17 protein-coding genes are annotated in these 24,600 nt (G+C 71.3%); 11 read left to right on the forward strand and 6 right to left on the reverse strand.

The window, feature by feature from the left end:
* The first annotated feature begins 246 nt into the window (after nucleotides 1-246).
* A complete protein-coding gene (locus tag IG78_RS0137695) occupies nucleotides 247-1,128 on the forward strand; it encodes a YceI family protein (RefSeq protein ID WP_030573077.1) in 882 nt (293 codons plus the stop codon).
* Between the two features lie 50 nt (nucleotides 1,129-1,178).
* Here IG78_RS0137695 and IG78_RS0137700 read toward each other — a convergent pair whose 3' ends face one another.
* Nucleotides 1,179-1,424, reverse strand: coding sequence for a hypothetical protein (locus IG78_RS0137700; protein WP_030573079.1), 246 nt, complete (start codon nucleotides 1,422-1,424; stop codon nucleotides 1,179-1,181).
* Nucleotides 1,425-1,495: 71 nt separating this feature from the next.
* Here IG78_RS0137700 and holA point away from each other — a divergent pair, with 71 nt between their 5' ends.
* On the forward strand, nucleotides 1,496-2,482 hold the full coding sequence (gene holA, locus IG78_RS0137705; protein WP_030573084.1) for a DNA polymerase III subunit delta: 987 nt from the start codon (nucleotides 1,496-1,498) through the stop codon (nucleotides 2,480-2,482).
* A 632-nt stretch (nucleotides 2,483-3,114) separates the two neighbouring features.
* Here the strand turns inward: holA and rpsT are convergent.
* On the reverse strand, nucleotides 3,115-3,381 hold the full coding sequence (gene rpsT / locus IG78_RS0137710; RefSeq protein ID WP_030573086.1) for a 30S ribosomal protein S20: 267 nt from the start codon (nucleotides 3,379-3,381) through the stop codon (nucleotides 3,115-3,117).
* A gap of 201 nt (nucleotides 3,382-3,582) precedes the next feature.
* On the opposite strand from rpsT, the gene lepA reads away from it, so the two are divergent.
* Nucleotides 3,583-5,448: a translation elongation factor 4 gene (lepA, locus tag IG78_RS0137715; RefSeq protein WP_030573088.1), complete on the forward strand. Its 1,866-nt coding sequence runs from the start codon at nucleotides 3,583-3,585 to the stop codon at nucleotides 5,446-5,448.
* A gap of 406 nt (nucleotides 5,449-5,854) precedes the next feature.
* Nucleotides 5,855-7,744, forward strand: a complete 1,890-nt coding sequence (locus IG78_RS0137720) for an AMP-dependent synthetase/ligase (RefSeq protein WP_030573091.1) — start codon at nucleotides 5,855-5,857, stop codon at nucleotides 7,742-7,744.
* A 123-nt stretch (nucleotides 7,745-7,867) separates the two neighbouring features.
* On the opposite strand, the gene IG78_RS0137725 is transcribed toward IG78_RS0137720, so the two are convergent.
* Nucleotides 7,868-8,452, reverse strand: a complete 585-nt coding sequence (locus IG78_RS0137725) for a response regulator (RefSeq protein WP_030573095.1) — start codon at nucleotides 8,450-8,452, stop codon at nucleotides 7,868-7,870.
* Between the two features lie 13 nt (nucleotides 8,453-8,465).
* The gene (locus IG78_RS0137730) at nucleotides 8,466-12,656 is read right to left on the reverse strand and encodes a HAMP domain-containing protein (protein WP_078965829.1); all 4,191 of its coding nucleotides are present in this window, start codon (nucleotides 12,654-12,656) and stop codon (nucleotides 8,466-8,468) included.
* Nucleotides 12,657-14,117: 1,461 nt separating this feature from the next.
* On the opposite strand from IG78_RS0137730, the gene IG78_RS0137735 reads away from it, so the two are divergent.
* Entirely contained in the window at nucleotides 14,118-16,052 is a 1,935-nt protein-coding gene (locus IG78_RS0137735; RefSeq protein ID WP_030573101.1) for an ATP-binding SpoIIE family protein phosphatase, read from the forward strand.
* 169 nt (nucleotides 16,053-16,221) lie between these two features.
* A complete protein-coding gene (gene hemW / locus IG78_RS0137740) occupies nucleotides 16,222-17,454 on the forward strand; it encodes a radical SAM family heme chaperone HemW (RefSeq protein WP_030573103.1) in 1,233 nt (410 codons plus the stop codon).
* Nucleotides 17,455-17,634: 180 nt separating this feature from the next.
* Here hemW and IG78_RS0137745 read toward each other — a convergent pair whose 3' ends face one another.
* Nucleotides 17,635-18,453, reverse strand: a complete 819-nt coding sequence (locus tag IG78_RS0137745) for a DUF3097 domain-containing protein (RefSeq protein WP_030573106.1) — start codon at nucleotides 18,451-18,453, stop codon at nucleotides 17,635-17,637.
* A gap of 23 nt (nucleotides 18,454-18,476) precedes the next feature.
* A complete protein-coding gene (locus tag IG78_RS0137750; protein WP_030573109.1) occupies nucleotides 18,477-19,214 on the reverse strand; it encodes an MBL fold metallo-hydrolase in 738 nt (245 codons plus the stop codon).
* Between the two features lie 237 nt (nucleotides 19,215-19,451).
* On the opposite strand from IG78_RS0137750, the gene hrcA reads away from it, so the two are divergent.
* The 5 genes from hrcA (at nucleotide 19,452) to IG78_RS44565 (ending at nucleotide 24,568) form a co-directional block, all read left to right on the forward strand.
* Nucleotides 19,452-20,468 (forward strand): heat-inducible transcriptional repressor HrcA, encoded by a 1,017-nt coding sequence (hrcA, locus tag IG78_RS0137755; RefSeq protein ID WP_030573113.1) that lies wholly within the window; start codon nucleotides 19,452-19,454, stop codon nucleotides 20,466-20,468.
* Nucleotides 20,469-21,608, forward strand: coding sequence for a molecular chaperone DnaJ (gene dnaJ / locus IG78_RS0137760; protein ID WP_030573115.1), 1,140 nt, complete (start codon nucleotides 20,469-20,471; stop codon nucleotides 21,606-21,608).
* Between the two features lie 278 nt (nucleotides 21,609-21,886).
* On the forward strand, nucleotides 21,887-22,960 hold the full coding sequence (locus IG78_RS0137765; protein ID WP_030573117.1) for a nitronate monooxygenase: 1,074 nt from the start codon (nucleotides 21,887-21,889) through the stop codon (nucleotides 22,958-22,960).
* A complete protein-coding gene (locus IG78_RS0137770; protein ID WP_030573119.1) occupies nucleotides 22,957-23,706 on the forward strand; it encodes a 16S rRNA (uracil(1498)-N(3))-methyltransferase in 750 nt (249 codons plus the stop codon). Before IG78_RS0137765 ends, IG78_RS0137770 begins: the two co-directional genes overlap by 4 nt.
* A 112-nt stretch (nucleotides 23,707-23,818) precedes the next feature.
* Nucleotides 23,819-24,568, forward strand: a complete 750-nt coding sequence (locus IG78_RS44565; RefSeq protein WP_157856003.1) for a hypothetical protein — start codon at nucleotides 23,819-23,821, stop codon at nucleotides 24,566-24,568.
* Nucleotides 24,569-24,600: the final 32 nt, after the last annotated feature.

Genomic DNA, 24,600 nt, shown 5'->3' on the forward strand with positions numbered 1-24,600 from the left:
GGAGGGGAGGGGGCGGGGAGGGAAATGGTTACGGTCGGTAACCGTGGGAGGGAGGGGGTGGCAAGGCGAAGTGGGGCGGAACGATTAATTCGGGTCAGGGGGACAGTGGGGGTGGTCTGGGGTGGTCCGGTCATTTCCGCAACGTTCTTGCTGAACTGTGCGCGTTTGCATCGAAAGCCGCAACGGTGATCGAATGCCTCTTCGTTGCAGGTGTTGTGTTGTCAAGGTCCTCGGGGGTGTGTCGCAGTGTTCGGCCGATGGCTGGGAAATCTTTCGGGCCGAGGCGGGAGGTCCGGGCTGCTGTCGGCGGTGACGGTGCCCACCGGCGCGGGAGTGCTCAGTTGTCGGGTGCTCGACCCGGTCAACGAGCCGGTTCAGCACGCTGAGCTGTCCCTCAGTGACACCATGGGCCGCAAGGTCGTCACCGGGGGTACGGACCCGTTCGGTTCGTTCGTCGCGACGGTGCCGACGGGGGAGTACCGCCTGGCGGTGTCGGCGGAGGGGTTCACCCCGTACCGGGCGAATATCACGGTGGGTGAGGGTGCGCATGCGTCGATGGGGGATGTGACGCTCCAGATCGCGCAGCTCGCGGCGCTGCCCGAGCCCGGGGACTGGGACCTCGACCCGCTGCACTCATCGATCGCGTTCACGGCGCGGCACATCGGCCTGGCCCGGATCCGCGGCCGGTTCAACACGTTCGCGGGGGCGATACGGCTTGCCGAGCGGATGGAGGACTCCGCGATGCACGTCGTGATCGACGCCTCCTCCATCGACACGGCCGTGAAGATGCGCGACGACCACCTGCGCTCGGGGGACTTCCTGGACGTGGCGCGGTATCCGACGATGGAGTTCTACAGCGACCGGTTCGTGCACAAGGGCGGTACACGCTGGGCGATCACCGGGGCGCTCTCGCTGCACGGTGTGACGCGGACGGTCACCCTTGACACGGAGTACCTCGGGGTCGGGCACGGCCTGGAGGGCGAGACGCGGGCCGCGTGCAGGGCGACGACCGAGCTGCACCGGGACGACTTCACCATCACCTGGCAGACGATGCTCGCCCGTGGCATCGCGGCGGTCGGCGCCAGCATCACCATCGAGCTCGACATCCAGGTCCTGCCCAAGAGCTGAGCAGACCGAAGGGCGGGCGGTACGAGGGCCGGGGAGTCACGAGGGCCGGATCACGGCGCCTCCAGCCAGCCTTCGAACTCGGCTGCAAGCGCGTCCAGTCCCGTCGCGTCCAGGCGCCGCTCGGGGTCCTCGACGACCACCAGCCACTGGGCGTCCTCGGCGTCGTCCTCGCCGGCGAGGGCGTCGCGGACGAGCTGGGGTTCCTCGCGGACACCGAAACGGTCGGGGAGCTCTTCGGCGACTTGTTCCGCGGCATCGCGGTCGGGCAGCACCAGGACATGTCGTACGTCGGTCACCTGCCCATTCTCCGGTACCGGCGGATCGGGGCGCGACGGGCTGTCAGTGGGGCGTGGGATGCTTGGCGGCGATGGCCAGGAAGAACGCAAACGACAACCCGCTCGCTCCTGTCACGGTCGCCGTGGGGCAGGAGGATCTGCTGCTCGACCGTGCCGTGCAGGAGGTCGTCGCCGCCGCGCGGGTGGCGGACGCCGACACGGACGTGCGTGACCTCACGCCCGACCAACTGGAGCCGGGCACCCTCGCGGAGCTGACCAGTCCCTCGCTGTTCGCCGAGCGCAAGGTGGTCGTCGTCCGCAACGCGCAGGACCTGACGGCGGACACCGTCAAGGACGTGAAGGCGTATCTGGGGGCGCCGGCCGAGGAGATCACGCTCGTGCTGCTGCACGCGGGCGGCGCCAAGGGCAAGGGACTGCTCGACGCGGCGCGCAAGGTGGGGGCGCGGGAGGTCGCCTGCCCGAAGATGACCAAGCCGGCGGACCGGCTGTCCTTCGTACGGGGCGAGTTCCGTGCCCTGGGGCGGTCGGCGACGCCCGAGGCGTGTCAGGCCCTTGTCGACTCCATCGGCAGTGATCTGCGGGAGCTGGCGTCGGCGGCGGCGCAGCTCGTCGCGGACGTCGAGGGCACGATCGACGAGGCGGTGGTCGGGCGGTACTACACGGGGCGGGCGGAGGCCTCCAGTTTCACCGTGGCCGACCGGGCCGTGGAGGGGCGGACGGCGGAGGCCCTGGAGGCCCTGCGGTGGTCCCTGTCGACCGGGGTCGCGCCCGTGCTGATCACGTCGGCCCTGGCGCAGGGGGTGCGGGCCATCGGCAAGCTGTCCTCGGCCCGGGGCGGGCGGCCCGCCGATCTTGCTCGTGAGCTGGGGATGCCGCCTTGGAAGATCGATCGGGTGCGGCAGCAGATGCGGGGGTGGACCCCGGACGGGGTTGCTGTTGCTCTGCGGGCCTGTGCGGAGGCTGACGCGGGGGTCAAGGGGGGTGGGGACGATCCCGAGTACGCCCTCGAGAAGGCGGTCGTCGCCATCGCCCGGGCGGCCCGGTCCCGCCGGGGGTAGGCCCACCGACCCGACCCGACCCGCCCCCCGGTTCACCGGTCCAGCTCGGCTACCGGCCGCCCGGTTCACCGGCTCGTCAGCTCGATGGCTCGGCTCGGAGTCTTGGCACCGCCGGGGCTCTCGTTTGTGGTTGCGCGCCGTTGCGGCGGGATTTTTTCTTCCCCAAGCCCGCCCCTTCCCGAAACCGGGGCTCCGCCCCGGACCCCGTACCTACGGAGCCCCGGGCCCCAGGCTCCCAGGCCCCAAAACCCCAGCCGCCAAGCCCCAGAACCCTGGGCCCCAGCACCCCGCTCCTCAGGCCCCGGAACCCAGGCCCCAAGCCCCAGAACCCCAGCCCCCAAGCCCCCAGCACCCTGCTCCCCGGGCCCCGCACCCCGGGCCCGGAAACCCCAGCACCCCGCCCCCGGGCCCCAGCACCCAAAACCCCTAACCCCCAAAAAACCTCCAACCCCCAAAAAACCCAAAACCCCCGCGTCCCGTCCTGACAAAGGACAAAACACGGGGGTCCCGGGTTCAAGCTCTTGAAAGATCCACACCCGCGTGGCGAACGCAGGCCGCGTGTGGATCGGGGTGCTGGGCGGGAGCGGAAGAGAGAGGGCCCGCTCTGGTCCGGCCAGCGGTCACATCACTGCTCAGCCCTTGAGGGTCGCGACCTTCGAAGCAAGCGCCGACTTCTTGTTGGCGGCCTGGTTCTTGTGGATGACACCCTTGGAGACGGCCTTGTCGAGCTGGCGCGCGGCTTCACGGGACAGCTCGGTCGCCTTCTGGGTGTCGCCGGTGGCAACGGCCTCGCGGGCCTTGCGGACAGCGGTCTTCAGCGAGGACTTGACGGCCTTGTTGCGCAGGCGCGCCTTCTCGTTGGTCTTGTTCCGCTTGATCTGGGACTTGATGTTCGCCACGAAAGAGCCTTCTCAGGTTCAGGTACTGCCGAGTTTTCTGACAAGCGCCTCGCGCTGAGAGGGCTACGAGACACAGCTACCTACGGTACCAGCCGCCGTCCGACCGGCCCAAACCGGTCCCCGCGGCCCACCCATGGGACGATGGAGGCTACGTATCGATCCGACCCGAGGCATAAGGCGCCTCAAGAGACAGGACCCTGCGTGCCCGCGACCCCTAAGAATGTGCCCGAACCGAGCCGTACCGACCCGGCTCTGATCCGCAATTTCTGCATCATCGCGCACATCGACCACGGCAAGTCCACGCTCGCCGACCGTATGCTGCAGCTCACCGGTGTGGTCGAGCAGCGGCAGATGCGCGCCCAGTATCTCGACCGCATGGACATCGAGCGCGAGCGCGGTATCACGATCAAGTCCCAGGCGGTGCGTCTGCCCTGGGCCCCGACCGAGGGCCCGGATCAGGCCAGGACGCACATCCTGAACATGATCGACACCCCCGGCCACGTGGACTTCACCTATGAAGTCTCGCGTTCGCTCGCGGCCTGCGAGGGCACGGTCCTCCTCGTCGACGCGGCCCAGGGCATCGAGGCGCAGACCCTCGCCAACCTGTATCTGGCCATGGAGAACGACCTCAAGATCGTTCCGGTCCTCAACAAGATCGACCTTCCGGCCGCGCAGCCGGAGAAGTTCTCCGAGGAGCTGGCCAACCTCATCGGGTGCGACCCCGATGACGTCCTCAAGGTCTCCGCCAAGACCGGGCTCGGCGTCGAGGCGCTGCTCGACAAGGTCGTCGCCGAGGTGCCGCCGCCGGTCGGCGTCGCGGACGCGCCCGCCCGCGCGATGATCTTCGACTCGGTCTACGACTCCTACCGTGGCGTGGTCACGTACGTACGAGTCGTCGACGGCCAGCTCAACAAGCGTGAGCGGATCCGGATGATGTCCACCGGCGCCACGCACGAGCTGCTCGAGATCGGTGTCTCGTCGCCGGAGATGACCGCCGCGGACGGCATCGGCGTCGGTGAGGTGGGCTACATCATCACCGGCGTCAAGGACGTCCGGCAGTCCAAGGTCGGTGACACGATCACCTCCCTGCACAAGGGCGCCACGGAGGCGCTCGGCGGCTACAAGGACCCCAAGCCGATGGTGTTCTCGGGTCTGTATCCGCTGGACGGCTCGGATTACCCGGACCTCCGCGAGGCCCTGGACAAGCTGCAGCTCAACGATGCCGCGCTCGTCTACGAGCCCGAGACGTCCGCCGCGCTCGGCTTCGGCTTCCGCGTCGGTTTCCTCGGCCTGCTGCACCTGGACGTGATCCGTGAGCGCCTTGAGCGCGAGTTCGGGCTCGACCTGATCGCCACCGCCCCCAACGTGGTCTACCGCGTGATCATGGAGGACGGGACCGAGCACACGGTCACCAACCCGAGCGAGTTCCCCGAGGGCAAGATCGACCAGGTCTTCGAGCCCGTCGTGCGCGCCACGATCCTCGCGCCCAGCGAGTTCATCGGTTCGATCATGGAGCTGTGCCAGAACCGGCGCGGGGTCATGCTCGGCATGGACTACCTCTCCGAGGACCGCGTCGAGATCCGGTACACGCTGCCGCTCGCCGAGATCGTCTTCGACTTCTTCGACCAGCTCAAGTCCAAGACGCGGGGGTACGCCTCGCTGGACTACGAGCCCACCGGCGAGCAGTCCGCCCAGTTGGTCAAGGTCGACATCCTGCTGCACGGGGACAAGGTCGACGCCTTCTCCGCGGTCACGCACAAGGACCAGGCGTACGCGTACGGGGTGCGGCTCGTCGCCAAGCTGCGCGAGCTGATCCCGCGGCAGGCCTTCGAGGTGCCCGTGCAGGCCGCCATCGGTTCCCGGGTCATCGCCCGCGAGACCATCCGCGCCATCCGCAAGGACGTCCTCGCCAAGTGTTACGGCGGTGACATCTCGCGTAAGCGCAAGCTGCTGGAGAAGCAGAAGGAAGGCAAGAAGCGGATGAAGATGGTCGGCTCCGTGGAGGTCCCGCAGGAGGCGTTCATCGCGGTGCTTTCCAGCGACGAGAGCTCCGCCAAGAAGAAGTAGCCGCCGCGTACCGCCGCGCACCGCCCCACGCAAGAGCGTCTGCCCGCCCCGCCGGTCAGGCGCTCTTGCCGTCCCCACGGCCTTGAGACGCCCCCCGGCCAGGCACTCTTCCCGTCCCCGCGCCCCCGGCCCGCCCCGCGGCCCCCGCGCCCGGGGCGCCCCACGCCCACGCGCCCCGGCGCGAGCCACCCCGCGCCCCCTGTGAGAAAGAACCCGTACGAAGTGACAGGCGGCAGCCTCTTACGCACCGGCCGCCCGGCCTTTACTCTGATCACTGCTCGGAGGTTACTCGCAAGTTAAACAAGCGTCGGAAGAGGCGCGCGAGCGTGGTAGCCGTAATCAGTGATTGGGCAGCCAGCCAGCCATAAGGACAGACGCACGCACCATCGCGGGCCCGGAGGATGTCGTGAGCGACACACAGACTTTGATCGATGACCGACCGCCCTCCGTGGCGCACCTCCTCCTTGAGCGGGTGGCGGCCACGCCGGACGCCGAGGCCTACCGCTATCCCGTCCCCGCGGCATGGGGCGAGGGGCCCGACGACTGGAAGTCGCTCAGTTGGACGGAGACCGCCGACCGGGTCTTCGCCATCGCGGCCGGCCTCGTCGACCTGGGCCTGCGCCCCGAGGACCGGGTGGCCCTCGCCTCCGCGACGCGCGTCGAATGGATCCTCGCCGACCTCGGCATCCTCTGCGCCGGCGCGGCCACCACGACCGTTTATCCGCAGACCAACGCCGAGGAGTCCGCGTTCATCCTCGGCGACTCCGGCAGCCGGGTCCTGATCGCCGACAACGCCGAGCAACTGACGAAGGCGCGCGAGCAGCGGGGGAACCTGCCCGAGCTGAAGCATGTGGTGGTCTTCGACGCCGAGGGCGTCAAGCCCGCAGCGGAGGACCCCGAGGGGTGGGTCCTCACGCTCGCCGACCTGGAGGCCCGCGGCGCCGCGTATCTGAAGAAGAACCCGGTCGCGGTCCAGGAGCGCATCGAAGCGATCCGGTCCGATCATCTCGCGACCATCATCTATACGTCGGGGACCACGGGGCGCCCCAAGGGCGTGCGGCTTCCGCACGACAACTGGTCGTACATGGCCAAGGCCATCGCGGCCATCAGGCTGCTCTCCGCCGATGACGTGCAGTATCTGTGGCTGCCGCTCGCGCATGTCTTCGGCAAGGTGCTGACCAGCGGCCAGATCGAGCTGGGGCACGTCACCGCCGTCGACGGCCGCGTCGACAAGATCATCGAGAATCTGCCGGTGGTGCAGCCGACGTACATGGCCGCCGTGCCGCGCATCTTCGAGAAGGTCTACAACGGAGCCGCGGCCAAGGCGCGGGCCGGTGGCGGCGCCAAGTACAAGATCTTCCAGTGGGCGGCGGAGGTCGCGAGGCAGTACGCGAAGACCAGTCAGGACAACTTCCGGCGTACCGGCGTCGCCTCGGTGCCGTTCGGGCTCGGCGCCAGGCACAAGGTCGCCGACAAGCTCGTCTACGCCAAGCTCCGCGAGGCCTTCGGCGGCAGGCTGCGGGCGGCGGTGTCGGGCTCCGCGGCACTCGCGCCCGAGATCGGGTACTTCTTCGCGGGCGCGGGCATCCACATCCTTGAGGGCTACGGGCTCACCGAGTCCTCCGCCGCGTCCTTCCTGAACCCCGGCGAGGCCTACCGCACCGGAACCGTCGGCAAGCCGCTGCCCGGCCTGGAGGTGCGGATCGCGGACGACGGCGAGATCCTGCTGCGCGGCCCCGGCATCATGGAGGGCTACCACGGCCAGCCGGAGAAGACCGCCGAGGTCCTGGAGTCCGACGGCTGGTTCCACACCGGGGACATCGGTGAGCTGTCCGTCGACGGCTATCTGCGGATCACCGACCGCAAGAAGGACCTGATCAAGACGTCCGGCGGCAAGTACATCGCGCCGGCGGAGGTCGAGGGCCAGTTCAAGGCCGTGTGTCCGTACGTCTCCAACATCCTCGTGCACGGCGCCGACCGGAACTTCTGCACCGCCCTCATCGCCCTCGACGAACCGGCCATCATGGCCTGGGCCGAGGAGAACGGCCTCGGCGGCAAGCCGTACGCCGAGGTGGTCGCGGACCAGGCGACGATCACGCTGGTCGAGGGGTATGTGAAGCAGCTCAACGACGGTCTTCAGCGCTGGCAGACGATCAAGAAGTTCCAGCTCCTGCCGCGGGACCTCGACGTCGAGCACGGCGAGCTGACCCCCAGCCTGAAGCTGAAGCGGCCGGTCGTGGAACGCGAGTACAAGGAGCTCATCGAGGAGATGTACGCGGGCTCGCGCGAGGCCTGACCCCGGACCCGACGACGCGGGCGGCCCGACGACCGGGCCCGCCCGCGCCGGGCCCCCGCCGGGCTTCTCCGCGCCGGGCCTCCCCGCGCCGGGCCTCCGCCCGGCCTCACCGCGCCGGGCCGCTCACCCGGCCCGCCCGCGCCGCATCTCCCGCAGCAGCTCCTCCATGTGCGTGACGTGGTGGCGCAGTTCGAGTACGTCGTTCAGGCTGCTCGCCGCCATGTGCCGCTCGACCACGGCGAGCCGGGCGGACAGCTCGTCGAACTGTGCCTGCTCGCGCGCCAGCAACCGCTCGAGCTGCTGGTTCTTGCGGTGCAGTTCGAGGAAGACGGTGACTTTCGCACGCAGCACCCAGGGGTCGAAGGGCTTGGTGAGATAGTCCGCCGCGCCCGTCGCGTAGCCCCTGAAGGCATAGCCCGCGTCGTTGTCGGTGCCCGTCAGGAAGATGATGGGCACGTCCTTCGTCTGGTCGAGCCGTTTGATGTTGGTCGCGGTCTCGAAGCCGTCCATGCCCGGCATCCGGACATCCAGAAGGATCACGGCGAAGCGCTGCCGCAGCAGGGCCTTCATCGCCTCCTCCCCGGACCTGGCCCGCACGAGCGGCTCGTTGAGGGAGCCGAGGACCGCTTCCAGGGCCATCAGGTTGTCCTCCATGTCGTCGACAAGGAGGATGCTCGCGCGGCTTTCGGGCGCCGCCTTTGTGCTCATGGTGGCAAGTGCCTCACTCGGTCGTGGGCGGAACAGCCGTCTCCCCTGGTGTGGCCTGCTGTTCCGGGTCGTCTGGGGTCTCAGGGCCCTCGAAGGAGTCGAGGGCCGCGGACGGGAGGGCCGGAGCGAGCGCCGCGGGCGCGTCGGGCTCCGCGGGCTCTTCCTGGGCGACGGGCTGTTTGTAGGCGGCCGCACCCTCGGGGTCCAGGAGCGAGCAGACGACGGTGAGCAACTGGTCCACGTCCACCGGTTTCGGCACATAGTCGGTGGCGCCCTGCGAGATCGCCTTCTCGCGGTCGCCGGGCATGGCCTTGGCGGTCAGCGCGACGATGGGCAGGCCGGTCCAGCGTGGGGTGCGGCGGATGGCGGCGATGGTCTCGTAACCGTCCATCTCCGGCATCATGATGTCCATCAGGATCAGATCGGTGTCGGGGTTGCGCTCCAGGGTCTCGATGCCCTCGCGGCCGTTCTCGGCGTAGAGCACCTCCAGGCCGACCCGGCTGAGGACATGGGTCAGCGCGAAGACGTTGCGGATGTCGTCGTCGACGATCAGCACCCGCCGGCCCGGCAGGGTCTGCCCCGCCCGGCCCTCCTTCCAGGCCTCCAGCTTGGTCGGCGCGGGCCAGTTGTCGTCCGGCTCGGGCACGGTGTCCGCGGCCTCCGCCACGCTGTGCGGGTGGGGCGTGGGCGCGGGGAGCGTGCGCGAGGAGGCGTACGCCACGGCCGCCGCGCCGTGGCCCGGGTGCACCACGGGGACGTACAGCGTGAAGGTGGAGCCCTCGCCGGGCCTGCTCTCGGCAGTGATGCGGCCGCCGAGCAGCCCGGCGATCTCGCGGCTGATGGACAGGCCGAGGCCGGTGCCGCCGTACTTGCGGTTGGTGGTGCCGTCGACCTGCTGGAACGCCTCGAAGATGACCGGCAACTGATCGGGCGGGATGCCGATGCCGGTGTCCCTGACGGTGAAGCTCACCACGTCGCCGCGGTCGCTCATGAGCGGGTCGGACGACTGGTCGACATGCTGGACGCGCAGCTCGACGCGGCCGTTGCCGGTGAACTTGACGGCGTTCGACAGGAGGTTGCGCAGGATCTGCTGGAGGCGCTGCTCGTCGGTGAACATCTCACGCGGTACGTCGTTGCCGACGTCCACGTCGAAGGCGAGCCCGCGGTCGAGCGTGAGCGGGCGGAACGTGGCGTGCACATAGTCCAGGACCTTGATCAGCGGCAGCTTCTTGGGGCGTACGTCCATGCGGCCCGCCTCGATCTTCGACAGGTCGAGGATGTCGTTGATGAGCTGGAGCAGGTCCGAGCCCGAGCGGTGGATGGTGGTGGCGAACTGCACCTCCTGGTCGGAGAGATGGCCGTCGGGGTTGTCGGAGAGCAGCCGGGCCAGGATGAGCAGGGAGTTCAGCGGCGTACGCAGCTCGTGCGACATGTTCGCGAGGAACTCCGACTTGTACTGCGAGGAGGTGGCGAGCAGGGCCGCCTTCTCCTCCAGTTCGGCGTTCGAGCGGCGCAGCTCCGCCTGCTGGCGCTGGAGCTCGTCGGAGCGCTCCTGCAACTGGGTGGCGAGCCGCTGGGACTCGCTGAGCAGCGACTCCGTACGGGAGTTGGCGATGATGGTGTTGATGGCGACGCCGATGGTGTTCACGAACTGGTCGAAGAACGCCAGGTGGACGTCGGAGAAGCGGGAGAACGTGGCCAGCTCGATGACGCCGAGCAGCTTGTCCTCGAACAGGATCGGGATGATGACGACGCTGGCCGGTGAGGCGTCCCCGAGCCCTGAATGGATCTTGATGTAGTCCGGCGGCACCTCGTCGAGGAGGATGCGTTTCTTCTCCAGGGCCGCCTGCCGCACCAGGCCGTGCGCGGGCATGCCCCCGGTGTCGACCAGGAAGCCCTCCTCGGTGCCGCGGTCCCGGGCGGAGCCGTACCCGGCGATGAAGGCGAGGCCCTTGGCGGGCGAGGTCTGTAGCGGCACCGTGCCGTCGGCGTCCGGGTCGGCCAGGAAGAAGGCGCCGTACCCGGCGTTGACCAGCGGGGTCAGCTCGCGCAGGATCAGGTCCGCGACCTCCATCAGGTCCCGGTGGCCCTGCATCAGGCCCGCGAGCCTGGCCAGGTTCGACTCCAGCCAGTCCTTGGCGCGTGTGGTCTCGCGGAGGTTGGACACCATCAGATTGATGTTGTCCTTGAGCTCGGCGACCTCGCCGCGCGTCTCCACGGTGATGGAGCGGGACATGTCGCCCTGCGCCACCGCGGAGGCGACCTCGGCGATCGCGCGGACCTGAGTGGTCAGATTCAGCGCCAGTTCGTTCACGTTCGTGGTCAGGCGTTTCCAGGTGCCGTACACGCCCTCGACCCGGGCCTGACCGCCGAGCTGCCCCTCGGAACCGACCTCGCGGGCCACCCGGGTGACCTCGGAGGAGAACGACGACAGCGTGTCCACCATCGTGTTGATGGTGGTCTTCAGCTCCAGGATCTCGCCCCGCGCGTCCACGTCGATCTTCTTCGACAGGTCGCCCTGGGCCACCGCGGTCGCGACCTGCGCGATGTTGCGGACCTGTCCCGTGAGGTTGTCCGCCATGTAGTTGACGTTGTCGGTGAGGTCCTTCCACACGCCCGACACGCCGAGGACCTGGGCACGGCCGCCCAGCCTGCCGTCCGTGCCGACCTCGCGGGCCACCCGGGTCACCTCGTCGGCGAACGCGCGGAGCTGCTCCACCATCGTGTTGACGGTGTCCTTCAGCTCCAGGATCTCACCGCGCGCCGTCACCGTGATCATCTTCGACAGGTCGCCATTGGCGACGGCGGTGGTGACCTGGGCGATGTTGCGCACCTGGGAGGTGAGGTTCGACGCCATGAAGTTGACGTTGTCCGTCAGCTCCTCCCAGACGCCGCTGACGCCACGCACCTGCGCCTGACCGCCGAGGTTGCCCTCGGTGCCGACCTCGCGTGCCACGCGGGTCACCTCGTCGGCGAAGGCGGAGAGCTGGTCGACCATCGTGTTGATCGTCGACTTCAGCTCCAGGATCTCGCCCTTCGCCTCCACCGTGATCTTCTTCGACAGATCGCCCTGGGCGACCGCCGTCGACACCAGGGCGATGTTGCGGACCTGCGAGGTGAGGTTGTCCGCCATGAAGTTGACGTTGTCGGTGAGGTCCTTCCACACCCCGGAGACACCGCGTACGTGGGCGCGACCGCCGAGGTTGCCCTCGGTCCCGACCTCGCGGGCCACGCGGGTGACCTCGTCGGCGAACGCGGAGAGCTGGTCGACCATCGTGTTGACGGTGTCCTTGAGCTCCAGGATCTCGCCGCGGGCGTCGACCGTGATCTTCTGGCTCAGGTCGCCGTTGGCGACGGCGGTGGTGACCTGGGCGATGTTGCGCACTTGGGAGGTGAGGTTCGACGCCATGAAGTTGACGTTGTCCGTGAGGTCCTTCCACACGCCCGAGACCCCGCGGGCCTGCGCCCGCCCGCCGAGCCGCCCCTCGGTGCCGACCTCCCTCGCCACCCTGGTCACTTCCGCCGCGAATGCCGACAGTTGTTCGACCATGGTGTTCACGGTGAGCTTCAGTTCGAGCAGCTCACCGGTGGCCTCGACCGTGACCGTGCGGGTCAGGTCGCCCTGCGCCACGGCCGTGGTCACCAGGGCGATGTCACGCACCTGTGCGGTCAGCCGTGAGGCCATGGTGTTCACGGCCTCCGTGACGTCCCGCCAGCTCCCGGACAGGCCGCGGACCTTGGCGCGCCCGCCGAGCCGCCCTTCGGTGCCGACCTCGCGGGCGACGCGCGTGACCTCGCCCGTGAACAGGGAGAGCTGGTCGACCATCGTGTTGACGGCGCGGCCGAGGCGGCGCAGGTCGCCGCGCAGCTCGCGGGAGCCGTCGTGCAGGTCTACGCGCTGGGTGAGGTCGCCGCCCGCGACGGCGTTGAGGACCCGGGTCGCGTTCGTGGCGGGCGCGACCAGGGAGTCGAGGAGCGAGTTCACCTCGATGATGCGGGTGGCCCAGCTTCCCTGCCCCGGGCTCGCCGTGAACCGCTCGTCGAGCCGGCCGTGGCGGACCATTTCCCGGCGTACGCGGATCAGCTCGCGGTCGAAGTGCGTGGAGCGGTCCACCAGCTCGTTGAACACCGTGACCAGCTCCGCGACCACGCCGGAACCGGTGTGCGGGGCCTTGGTGAAGTTGCCGTCGCGGGCGGCCCGCATGGCGGCGAGCAGGGCACGCAGGTCGGCGTCGGAGGCGGCGTCGGGACCGTGCCCGGCGCCATACCCGGCGCCGCGTCCGGTGCCGGCGGAGGCGCCCGCCGCGCGACGGCTCGCGGAGGGCGCCCCCGCGCCCGGCCTCCGTGCGGCCACGCCGGGCTCGGGCGCCCGCGTGGACTTGGCCGCCCGCCGGGGTGCCGACCGGGGTGCGGGTGCTTTGGCCGCCCGCTCGACGGGGCTCTTGGGCGGTACGGGTGGAACGGGTGGAACGGGTGGTACCGGTGGCTCGGCAGGCGCGGGGGCGTTGGGCGGTACGGGCGACCCGGTCGCCCCGGGAACCGCCGACGCCCCGGGCGCCCCGGCGAGTTCCGAGGCCCCGGGCGCTCCGGCGAGTTCCGACGGCTCGGGCGACCGCGCGGCTGGGACCGCTGGGCCTGCCGGGTCCGCCGGGCCTGCCGGTCCCGCTGGGTCTGCCGGTCCCGTTGGGCCTGCCGGTCCCGTTGGGCCTGCCGGTCCCGCTGGGTCTGCCGGTCCCGCCGGGCCTGCCGATCCCGCCGGGCCTGCCGATCCCGCCGGGCCTGCCGATCCCGCCGGGCCTGCGGGTCCCGCCGGGCCTGCGGGTCCCGCAGGGCCTGCCGGGTCGGCTGGGTCTGCCGGGTCCGCTGAGCCTGCCGGGTCCGCCGGGTCTGCCGGGTCCGCCGGGTCTGCCGGGTCCGCCGGGCCTGCCGATCCCGCTGGGTCTGCCGGCCCCGCTGGGTCTGCCGGTCCCGCCGAGCCTGCCGGGTCCGCCGAGCCTGCCGATCCCGCCGGGTCTGCCGGTCCCGCTGGGTCTGCCGGTCCCGCCGAGCCTGCCGGGTCCGCCGAGCCTGCCGGTCCCGCCGATCCTGCCGGTGCCCCCGGGCCCCGCGGCGCCCCCAGGTCTGCCCGGGGCTCCGTCGCCGCTATGTCCTTCACCGGCTCCCCGCCCATGCCCCTCACCGTCTCCCGTGCTGCTTCGTCCCCTGAGGAGGCCGCGGCCGAACTGCGCTTGTCGGACCGCGCTCTCGTGTCGCCCGCGCCAACCTTCCCGGCGTCACCGGGACTTGGCGGTAACGGACTGTCAGGAACCCCGGGCGTCAAGGGCGACACGGCCGAGTGGGCCTGCCCGGTGGCGGCTGGCCGGAACCCGTCGGGCGCCGGACCCGCCGCCGCGCCCGCCGCCGGAGCCTCGTTCCGCGCGGCGGGATCCGTGGTGGCCGGTGAGGGCGGGTGGGCCGGTCCGGGCGCAGGGCCCCGCGCCGGAATCGGCGCAGCACCCGCCGCGGCGTCGGTTGACGGAATCTGACCGCGTCCGAGCGCGGGCGTAGCACTGTTCTCACTCATGGTGGCCCACTTCGGTGACTCGGTGCTTATGGGCTCAACCAGTCTGTCACTCTGTCCGTGTCACCTGAGGCGTATTCGTCCGAACTGCTCAGGAGCCGCACTGTGGGGGCCATTCCGATGCAACGGGAGACCGCGTTCCGCGCTGCCGGCCAGGCCGCGGCTCGCTCCGCGCCGCCGTCGGCGGTGCGCACGTCGCTGCCCGGAAACCCGCTGGCACCCGCGGCGGCCCGCAAGTTCGTGCGCGCCGCCCTCGCCGACCGGGCGGAGCTAGGCACGCCCGCGGCCACCGGCCTCACGGACCGCCTCGCCGACGACGCGGTGCTCCTGGTCAGCGAGCTGGCGACGAACGCGGTGGTGCACGCGGGCACGGCCGTCGAGATCCTGTGCCGGTTCGACCCGGGAGTCCCGGGCGAGAGCACCGACGCCGTGGTCATCGAGGTGTCCGACCACCACCCGGCGCGCGCGGTCCGCAACGAACCGCGCAACCCCCAGCCCGGCACCCCGGAGTACGGCCGCGGCCTGCAACTCGTCGCCATGCTCTCCGAGGCCTGGGGCATCACCTACCGCTCCGGCACCAAGACGGTCTGGGCGCGGCTGCCCGTCGACATCGACGCCGACGCCCCCGCCGCGCAGGACCTGGACACGCACGCGGGCGGCCAGGAGGCAGCCCAGCGGGAGCTGAGCGCCGCCGAGATACTGGCGCCGCTGCCCAGAAGAGCCCCGCACGACACGGACTGGATCAACCGCGGTGCGCTCACCTTCCTCGCCGAGGCCTCGGACCTGCTGGCAGGGCAGTTCGACGAGAACCTGGTCGCGGCCCTGGCAGGCCAGCTCCTGGTGCCGCGGCTCGCGGACTGGTGCGCGGTGTGGCTCGACGACGAGGCCGAGGGAGCGGGGCGTGCGCTCGATGGACGCGCGCCCGGCACACGCCTCGCGCGCGTCTGGCACACGAGTGAACAGCGCATAGAGGAGCTGCGCCGGCTCCTGGAGAAGGATCCACCGTGGCTCACCGAGGCGGCCGGGTCGGGCGCGGTGTCCGTACCGTGGCCGGGCGAGGCGCTGGGCGCCGGCGAGTCGGCGGGCGCGGCGCTCGCGTACCGCCTGGTGGCGGGCGGGCGGCAACTGGGCACGCTGGTGATCGGCCGGGCCGGCCTGGTGCGCTTCCCCGACGAGGCCACGGGCCTCGTCGAGGACTTCAGCCGCCGGGTGGCGCTCGCGATCTGCGCGGCCCGCCGCTACCAGCGCCAGGCCACCATCAGCAAGGTCCTCCAGCGCGGCCTGCTGCCGGGCGCCCTCGCGGAGATCCCCGGCGTGGAGAGCGGCATCGTGTACGAGCCGCGGGAGCAGGGCGGACCCGGCGGCGACTTCTACGACGTGTTCCCCGCCGGACAGGGCCGCTGGTGCTTCGCGCTCGGCGACGTCCAGGGCAAGGGCCCCGAGGCGGCGGTCGTCATCGGGCTCGTCCGGCCCTGGCTGCGGCTGCTCGCCCGCGAGGGCTACCACGTCGCGGAGGTCCTCGACCGCCTCAACCAGCTCCTGCTCGACGACGCCACGGAGGCGGCCGACGCGGCCGCGGCCGTCCTCGCCGTCGCGGGCGGCCAGGGAGACCCGCTCGACGGCCCGACCTCACGCTTCCTCTCGCTCCTCTACGGAGAGCTCGTCCCGTACGAGGGCGGCGTGCGCTGCACCGTGGCGTGCGCCGGGCACCCCCTGCCGCTGCTGCTCGGCGCCGACGGGGTGGTCAGGCCCGCCGCGACCCCGCAGATGCTCCTCGGCGTCGTCGACGACGAGACGTACATCAGCGAGACCTTCGATCTGAAGGCCGACGACACGCTGCTGTGCGTCACGGACGGCGTGACGGAGCGCCGCTCGGGACGGCACCTCTTCGACGACGGCGACGGCCTCGCGAAGGCACTCGCGGGCTGCGCGGGCCTGGACGCGGGCCTCGTCGCCGAGCGCATCCGCCGCCTCGTCCACGAGTACTCGACGCAACCGCCCGACGACGACCTGGCCCTGCTGGTCCTCAAGGCGAAATGACGCCCACGGCCTCGATACGGCAGGGGCGACAGCTCAAGCCCGTCCGACGCGTGCAGTATCAGCCCGTCCGGCGTTTGAGGACGAGCCCGCAGGGCGACCGACGGCACCCACGGCCGGGCAGGGCGATCGACGGCACCCCCGACGCGCGGGGTACGGGACAATGGCAGACATGCCTTCCGCACTGCCCGACGGTGAGCCCATGCCCAAGGACGGGACGCTCCCCGCGTCCGCCCTAGAGGGAGCGGGCGAGCGACCGCTCGGCTTCTACCTGCACGTGCCGTACTGCGCGACCCGCTGCGGCTACTGCGACTTCAACACGTACACCGCCACCGAGCTGCGCGGCACCGGCGGCGTCCTCGCCTCCCGCGACAACTACGCCGACACCCTCGCCGACGAGGTCCGCCTCGCCAGAAAGGTCCTCGGTGACGACCCGCGGCCGGTACGGACCGTCTTCGTGGGCGGCGGCACGCCCACGCTGCTCGCCGCCGACGATCTCGTCCGCATGCTGAAGGCCGTACGCGACGAGTTCGGGCTCGCGGACGACGCGGAGATCACGACGGAGGCCAACCCGGAGTCGGTCGGCCCCGCCTATCTGAGCGCCCTGCGCGAGGGCGGCTTCAACCGCGTCTCCTTCGGCATGCAGAGCGCCAAGCAGCACGTCCTGAAGATCCTCGACCGTACGCACACGCCGGGGCGGCCCGAGGCCTGCGTCGCCGAGGCGCGCGCGGCGGGCTTCGACCACGTCAACCTCGACCTGATCTACGGCACGCCGGGGGAGACCGACGCCGACTGGCGGGCCTCCCTGGACGCGGCGATCGGGGCGGGGCCCGACCATGTGTCGGCGTACGCGCTGATCGTCGAGGAGGGCACGCAGCTCGCGCGGCGCATCCGGCGCGGGGAGGTGCCCATGACGGACGACGACGTGCACGCGGACCGCTATCTGATCGCCGACGAGGTGCTCGCCGGTGCCGGGTTCGACTGGTACGAGGTGTCGAACTGGGCCACTTCCGAGGCGGGGCGGTGTCTGCACAACGAGCTGTACTGGCGGGGCGCCGACTGGTGGGGGGCCGGGCCGGGGGCCCACAGCCATGTGGGGGGTGTGCGGTGGTGGAACGTGAAGCATCCCGGGGCGTATGCGGGGGCGCTTGCCGGGGGGCGGTCGCCCGGGGCCGGGCGGGAGGTTCTCGCCGATGAGGATCGGCGGGTCGAGCGGGTCCTGCTTGAGCTGCGGCTCCGGGAGGGGTGTCCGTTGGCGTTGCTGAAGCCTGCGGGGCTTGACGCATCCCTGCGGGCGCTGGGGGAGGGGCTGCTGGAGGCTGGGCCCTATGCGGAGGGGCGGGCCGTGCTCACCCTGCGGGGGCGGTTGCTTGCTGACGCGGTGGTGCGGGACTTGGTGGACTGACGGTCCCGTCCGGGGGGTGCCCCGCCGCCACTTGGACGGTTGCCGTCCGCTTGGGCTGTGCCCACCCGTTCCGCTCCTGGCGGACCAGTTGCCCACAGCGAGGGGGGACCAGTTGCCCGCAACGGGGGCGGTGCGGGGCAGGATGGCGGCGGGTCGCGCCGTCACGGCGGGAAGCGGTTGCTACGGGGCCGTGACGAAATCGATCAGCTCTTCCACCCTGCCCAGGAGGGCCGGTTCGAGGTCCTTGTAGGTGTGGACCTTGCTCAGGATGTGTTGCCAGGCCGCGCCCGTGTTGGGGGGCCAGCCGAGGGCGTGGCAGATGCCGGTCTTCCAGTCCTGGCCGTGGGGGATGCGGGGCCAGGCCGTGATGCCCACCGAGGACGGCTTCACGGCCTCCCAGATGTCGATGTAGGGGTGGCCGACGACCAGGGCGTGCTCGCTGCTGACGGACGCGGCGATGCGGGACTCCTTCGTACCGGGTACGAGGTGGTCCACGAGGACGCCGAGGCGGGCGTCGGGGCCCGGGGCGAACTCGGACACGATGGCGGGCAGGTCGTCGATGCCCTCCAGATACTCGACCACCACGCCCTCGATGCGCAGGTCGTCGCCCCAGACCTTCTCGACGAGCTCGGCATCGTGCCGGCCTTCCACGTAGATGCGCCCCGCGCGGGCCACGCGCGCCCGCGCGCCGGGCACGGCGAGCGAACCGGAGGCGGTGCGGGCGGGACTCCGGGGCGCGGCGACGGCCGACGGGCGCACGAGGGTCACGACGCGCCCCTCCAGGAGGAATCCGCCCGGCACCATCGGGAACACCCGGTGCTTGCCGAAGCGGTCCTCCAGGGTGACCGTCGGCCCCTCGGCCGTCTTCTCGCAGCGGATCACCGCACCGCAGAAACCGGTCCCGACCTCCTCCACGACCAGGTCGGTCTCGGCGGGCACCTCCGGGACGGCCTTCGGCTTCTTCCACGGCGGGGTCAGGTCCGGGTTGTAGCTGCGCATGGGCCAGACGTTATGGCATGCCGTCAGGTGACGCCGAACCGGCGGGCAAGGGTGTCGCGTTGGGCGCGGACGAAGGAGGCGTCCACGACGGCCCCGTGACCGGGTACGTACACGGCGTCCGGGCCGCCCAGGTCGAGCAGTTGGTCCAGGGCGGCGGGCCAGCGCGCGGGCACGGCGTCGGGCCCGGCCTGCGGCTCGCCGGACTCCTCGACCAGGTCGCCGCAGAAGACGACCCGGGGCTCGCCGGGGCCGCCGGGCACGAGCACGGCCAGGTCGTGCGCGGTATGCCCGGGCCCGACGTCGGCGAGCAGCACCCGGGTGCCGCCGCCCAGGTCGAGCGTCCACTCCCCGCCGACCAGGTGTCGGGGGCGGACGAGCAGGTCGGCGGCCTCGGCGGCGGCGGCCGGGTCGAGGCCGTGGGCGACGGCGTCGGCGCGCAGGGCGTCGCGTCCGGTGTCCAGGACGGCGTCGACGCCGACGGCACCGAACACCTCGACGCCCGCGAACGCCGCCGCGCCGAGGACGTGGTCGAAATGGGGGTGGGTGAGCGCGAGGTGGGTGACGCGGCGGTCACCGCCGAGCAGATGCCGGGCCTCGGTGCGCAGACGGGAGCCCTCGCGCAGGCTCGCCCCCGCCTCGATCATCAGGGCGGCGTCGGCGCCGGCGACGAGCCCGGCGGTGCAGTCCCACACGGGCAGCCGGCACCGCCCCACGCGCGCGGTGAGCCGTTCCCAGCCGTACTCCGCCCAGGCAGGGGTCACGACCGGGGCGGGCGGGCAGGTGTCCATGGCACGACGCTAACGCCAGGGGCCGCGGCGGGCAGTACGGGCCCCGCGGTGGCCACCCGTCGGCATGACAAAGCGTCGGCCCTTGCCGGGCCTGTACCCACCGGCCGTACACTGAATTCGTCGAAGGCTGGCACTCCCCGCGGGTGAGTGCCAAGGTGAGGGGCCGCCACGGGGGCTCAGGGCGCGGGACGACAGGTGGAGGTGTGCGCGATGCTCAGTGAACGCAGGCTCGAAGTGCTGCGCGCCATCGTCCACGACTATGTCGGCACGGAGGAGCCCGTCGGCTCCAAGGCGCTCACCGAGCGCCATCGGCTCGGCGTCTCCCCGGCCACGGTCCGCAACGACATGGCCGCGCTGGAGGAGGAAGGGTTCATCGCCCAGCCGCACACCAGTGCCGGGCGCATCCCGACCGACAAGGGCTACCGCCTGTTCGTGGACCGGCTCGCCGGTGTGAAGCCGATGACGGCGCCGGAGCGCCGCGCGATCCAGAACTTCCTGGACGGCGCGGTGGACCTGGACGACGTGGTGGGCCGCACGGTGCGGTTGCTCGCGCAGCTCACCCGGCAGGTCGCGGTGGTGCAGTATCCGTCGCTGACCCGGTCCACGGTGCGGCATGTGGAGTTGCTCTCACTGGCTCCTGCCCGGCTGATGCTGGTGCTGATCACGGACACGGGACGGGTCGAGCAGCGCATGATCGACTGCCCGGCGCCGTTCGGTGAGTCGTCGCTCGCGGATCTGCGGGCGCGGCTCAACAGCCGGGTGGCGGGCCGCCGCTTCTCGGACGTGCCGCAGTTGGTGCAGGACCTCACCGAATCCTTCGACAAGGACGACCAGGGCACGGTGGCCACGGTCCTGTCCACGCTGCTCGAAACGCTGGTCGAGGAGACCGAGGAGCGGCTGATGATCGGCGGTACGGCCAATCTCACCCGCTTCGGACATGACTTTCCCCTCACCATCAGACCGGTCCTCGAAGCCCTCGAGGAACAGGTCGTCCTCCTCAAGTTGCTTGGTGAGGCGACCGATTCGGGCATGACCGTCAAGATCGGGCATGAGAACGCCCACGAGGGGCTCAGCTCCACGTCGGTCGTCTCGGTCGGCTACGGTTCGGGGAGCGAGGCAGTGGCCAAGCTGGGCGTGGTCGGACCGACACGCATGGACTATCCGGGAACGATGGGAGCAGTACGCGCAGTGGCACGTTACGTCGGACAGATCCTGGCGGAGTCGTAAGTGGCCACGGACTACTACGCCGTACTCGGCGTGCGCCGCGACGCTTCCCAGGACGACATCAAGAAGGCATTCCGGCGGCTCGCCCGCGAGCTGCATCCGGACGTCAACCCCGATCCGAAGACGCAGGAGCGCTTCAAGGAGATCAACGCCGCGTACGAGGTGTTGTCGGACCCGCAGAAGAAGCAGGTCTACGACCTCGGCGGCGACCCGCTGTCCCAGTCCGGCGGCGCCGGTGGGGCGGGCGGTTTCGGAGCGGGTGGCTTCGGCAACTTCTCCGACATCATGGACGCGTTCTTCGGTACGGCGTCGCAGCGCGGCCCGAGGTCGCGGACGCGGCGCGGGCAGGACGCCATGATCCGCCTGGAGATCGACCTCGACGAGGCGGCCTTCGGCACCACCAAGGACCTCCAGGTCGACACGGCGGTGGTCTGTACGACCTGTTCCGGTGAGGGTGCCGCGCCCGGTACCTCCGCCCAGACCTGTGACATGTGTCGCGGCCGTGGCGAGGTGTCCCAGGTCACGCGGTCCTTCCTCGGCCAGGTCATGACCTCGCGTCCGTGCCCGCAGTGCCAGGGTTTCGGGACCGTGGTGCCCACGCCGTGCCCCGAGTGCGCGGGCGACGGGCGGGTGCGGTCGCGGCGCACGCTCACCGTGAAGATCCCCGCCGGTGTCGACAACGGCACGCGGATCCAGCTCGCCGGTGAGGGCGAGGTGGGCCCCGGCGGCGGTCCCGCCGGTGACCTGTACGTGGAGATCCACGAGCTGCCCCACGGCACGTTCCAGCGGCGCGGGGACGATCTGCACTGCACCGTCACGCTGCCGATGACGGCTGCGTCGCTCGGTACGAAGGTGCCGCTCGAGACGCTCGACGGCACCGAGGAAGTGGACATCCGTCCGGGTACGCAGTCGGGGCAGTCGATCCCGCTGCACGGGCGGGGTGTGACCCATCTGCGCGGTGGCGGGCGGGGTGACCTCATCGTGCACGTCGAGGTGCTCACGCCGAGCAAGCTCGATCCCGAGCAGGAGCGGTTGCTGCGGGAGCTTGCGCAGTTGCGCGGGGAGGAACGGCCCACCGGGCAGTTTCAGCCCGGGCAGCAGGGGCTGTTCTCGCGCCTGAAGGACGCGTTCAACGGGCGGTGACGCCTTGAGCGGAGCGGCCCGGGGTGAGCGGTGATGCCGCTCACCCCGGGCCGTTTCGTTTGCCCCTTTGCGTTGACCGGCACCCGGCGGTGGAGCTGTGCCCACCCTCCCCCAAGCTCTCGGCTCCGCTCGAGCAGGGAGGTACCCCCCTCGCCCCTGGCGGACCAGTTGCCCACAGGGGTGACGCAGCCCGGGGCCGCGGGAATCACGGGTGGGTGGGTGGGCCCCCGGCCAGCCCCCGCACAAGGCGCCCCCGCCAGACATGGCACGATGCCGGTATGTCCTCCGCGTTCAACGATCTCTGTCGCTATCCGATCGTGCAGGCCCCGATGGCAGGCGGGGCCTCGACGCCGCAGTTGGTGGCGGCCGTGTCCGAGGCCGGGGGGCTCGGATGTCTCGCCGCCGGGTACAAAACCGCCGACGGCATGTACCAGGAGATCAAACAACTGCGCGGCCTGACGGCGCGGCCGTTCGGCGTGAACCTGTTCATGCCGCAGCCCGAGTACGCCGACCCCGCCGCGGTGGAGGTCTACCGCAATCAGCTCGCGGGCGAGGCCACCTGGTACGAGACGCAGCTCGGCGACACCGACGGCAAACGGGACGACGGCTACGACGCCAAGCTGGCGATCCTGCTCGACGACCCGGTGCCGCTCGTGTCGTTCACGTTCGGCTGCCCCACCCGGCAGGTCGTCCAGGCCTTCGACCGGGTCGGCACCCGCACGGTCGTCACCGTCACCACGCCGGAGGAGGCCCAGGCGGCACAGGAGGCGGGCGCCGACGCCGTCTGCGTGCAGGGCATCGAGGCCGGCGGCCACCAGGGCACGCACCGCGACAACCCGGAGACGGACGGCGCCGGGCTCGGCCTGCTCAGCCTGATCACGCAGGTCCGCGAGGCCGTCCAACTGCCCGTCGTCGCGGCGGGCGGCCTGATGCGCGGCGGCCAGATCGCCGCCGTACTGGCCGCGGGCGCCGACCTCGCCCAGCTCGGCACCGCGTTCCTCGTCACCCCTGAGTCCGGCGCGCAGCCGCTGCACAAACAGGCCATGACGAACCCGCTGTTCGTGCACACGGAGCTGACCCGGGCCTTCTCCGGCCGCCCCGCGCGCGGCCTGGTGAACCGCTTCATGCGCGAGCACGGACCGTACGCCCCCGCGGCGTACCCGCAGGTCCACTATCTGACGGCCGGGCTGCGCAAGGCCGCGGCCAAGGCCGGTGACCCGCAGGCCATGGCGCTGTGGGCGGGCCAGGGGCACCGCCTCGCGCGGGAGCTGCCCGCGGCCGAGCTGGTGGAGGTCCTGGTGGCCGAGCTCGACGAGGCGAAGGCGGCGTTCGCCGCGCGGGGTGCGGTGTGACGGCCCCGGTCTTCGTCGTCGAGGACTTCCGGGACGCGGCCGCCGTCGGCCGGTACGTCCTGGACGGGCCCGAGGGACGGCACGCCGTGTCCGTGAAGCGGCTGCGTGCGGGTGAGGACGTCGTCCTCACCGACGGGGCCGGACGCTGGGCGCGGGGCGTCGTCGCCGACACCGAGGGCAAGGACCGCCTTGTCGTGTCCATCGGCGACGGCGGCGTACGCGAGGAGCCCGCGGAAGCCCCTCGTATCACCGTCGTACAGGCCCTGCCCAAGGGCGACCGCGGTGAGCTGGCCGTGGAGACCATGACCGAGACCGGTGTGGACGCCGTGGTGCCGTGGGCCGCCGCCCGCTGCATCACGCAGTGGAAGGGCGAGCGCGGCCAGAAGGCGCTGTCCAAGTGGCGGGCGACGGCGCGCGAGGCGGGCAAGCAGTCGCGGCGCGTGCGCTTCCCGGAGATCGCGGAGCCGGCGACGACCAAGCAGGTCGCCGCGCTCCTGGCCGCCGCGGACTTCGCCGCGGTCCTGCACGAGGAGGGCAGCGAACCGCTGGCCACCGCCGAGCTGCCCACCGCCGGGCACCTCGTCCTCGTCGTCGGCCCCGAGGGCGGCGTGTCCCCGGACGAGCTGGCGGCGTTCGCGCAGGCGGGTGCCGGTCCCTACCGGCTCGGGCGCAGCGTGTTGCGTACGTCGACCGCGGGCACCGCGGCCGCGGCCCTGCTCCTCGGCCGGACGGGACGCTGGTCCTGACCTGGACGCGTACTGCGCGCGGATCACCGACCGGGCCTGACGAGTCCCCGTACCGGACATATGGCCGTACGCGGTCTTCCGGTCCGGCGCAGACAGTGGCACCCTCGCGCGCATGGGGGCATCGAGGCGATTACCGGCAGCACCGCGGCGGGCTCTGCTCGCCTTCGGCGTCGTGGCCGCGGCCACTGCGGGCCTGGCCGGTTGTGACCCGGTCAAGGGCAACATGAGCACGTCCGCCGTCGCGATCACCACCGACAAGACGGCCACCCGCGAACTGGAGCGGCAGCACGCCGAGGTGGACTGGCTGACCTGCCACGCCTCGTACGTCGGCGGGCCCAAAGAGGCCGGAGAGTCCGACAAGAAGCGGAAGGCCGAGGTCGACTGCCGGGGCCAGACCGACGACGACAAGGTCATCACCGTCAGGGGCCGGGTCACCGACGTCATCAACGGCGCCTGCGTACGCGGGAACCTGACCGCCGAGGTCGGCAAGGAGGAGTGGTTCCGCGCCGACGTCCTGGGCGACTGCGACCGCGACGAGGACGACGGCGACCAGCACGACGGCGACCGGCACGACGGCGACGGTGACCAGAATGACGGTGGCGGCGACCGGAATGACGGTGGCGGCGACCGGAATGACGGTGGCGGCGGCCGGAATGACGGTGGCGGCGGGCAAGACGACGGCGACCGGCACGACGGCGACGGCCGGGGCGACGGCGACGGTCAGGGTGACGGGGACGGAACCGGCGACAACGGCCGTGGTGACGGCGGCAAGGACGAGAATGTCGACCACGACAAGCCCGACCCCGGCCCCACCGCCACCGTCACGGTGACCGAGCACCCCGGCCAAGAATCGGGCAAGTGATCCAAAGCGCCCCCGCCCCGCGCGGCGCCTGC

The sequence above is a fragment of the Streptomyces aureocirculatus genome (assembly GCF_000720475.1).
GTDB lineage: Bacteria > Actinomycetota > Actinomycetes > Streptomycetales > Streptomycetaceae > Streptomyces > Streptomyces aureocirculatus.

Bases quoted from the DNA above. Each gene is read 5' to 3' on its own strand.
- holA (WP_030573084.1), top strand. From the start codon at position 1,496: ATGGCCAGGAAGAACGCAAACGACAACCCGCTCGCTCCTGTCACGGTC.
- hemW (WP_030573103.1), top strand. From the start codon at position 16,222: ATGCCTTCCGCACTGCCCGACGGTGAGCCCATGCCCAAGGACGGGACG.
- IG78_RS44565 (WP_157856003.1), top strand. From the start codon at position 23,819: ATGGGGGCATCGAGGCGATTACCGGCAGCACCGCGGCGGGCTCTGCTC.
- IG78_RS0137730 (WP_078965829.1), bottom strand. From the start codon at position 12,656: ATGCGGGCCGCCCGCGACGGCAACTTCACCAAGGCCCCGCACACCGGT.
- hrcA (WP_030573113.1), top strand. From the start codon at position 19,452: ATGCTCAGTGAACGCAGGCTCGAAGTGCTGCGCGCCATCGTCCACGAC.
- IG78_RS0137725 (WP_030573095.1), bottom strand. From the start codon at position 8,452: ATGAGCACAAAGGCGGCGCCCGAAAGCCGCGCGAGCATCCTCCTTGTC.
- IG78_RS0137745 (WP_030573106.1), bottom strand. From the start codon at position 18,453: ATGCGCAGCTACAACCCGGACCTGACCCCGCCGTGGAAGAAGCCGAAG.
- IG78_RS0137765 (WP_030573117.1), top strand. From the start codon at position 21,887: ATGTCCTCCGCGTTCAACGATCTCTGTCGCTATCCGATCGTGCAGGCC.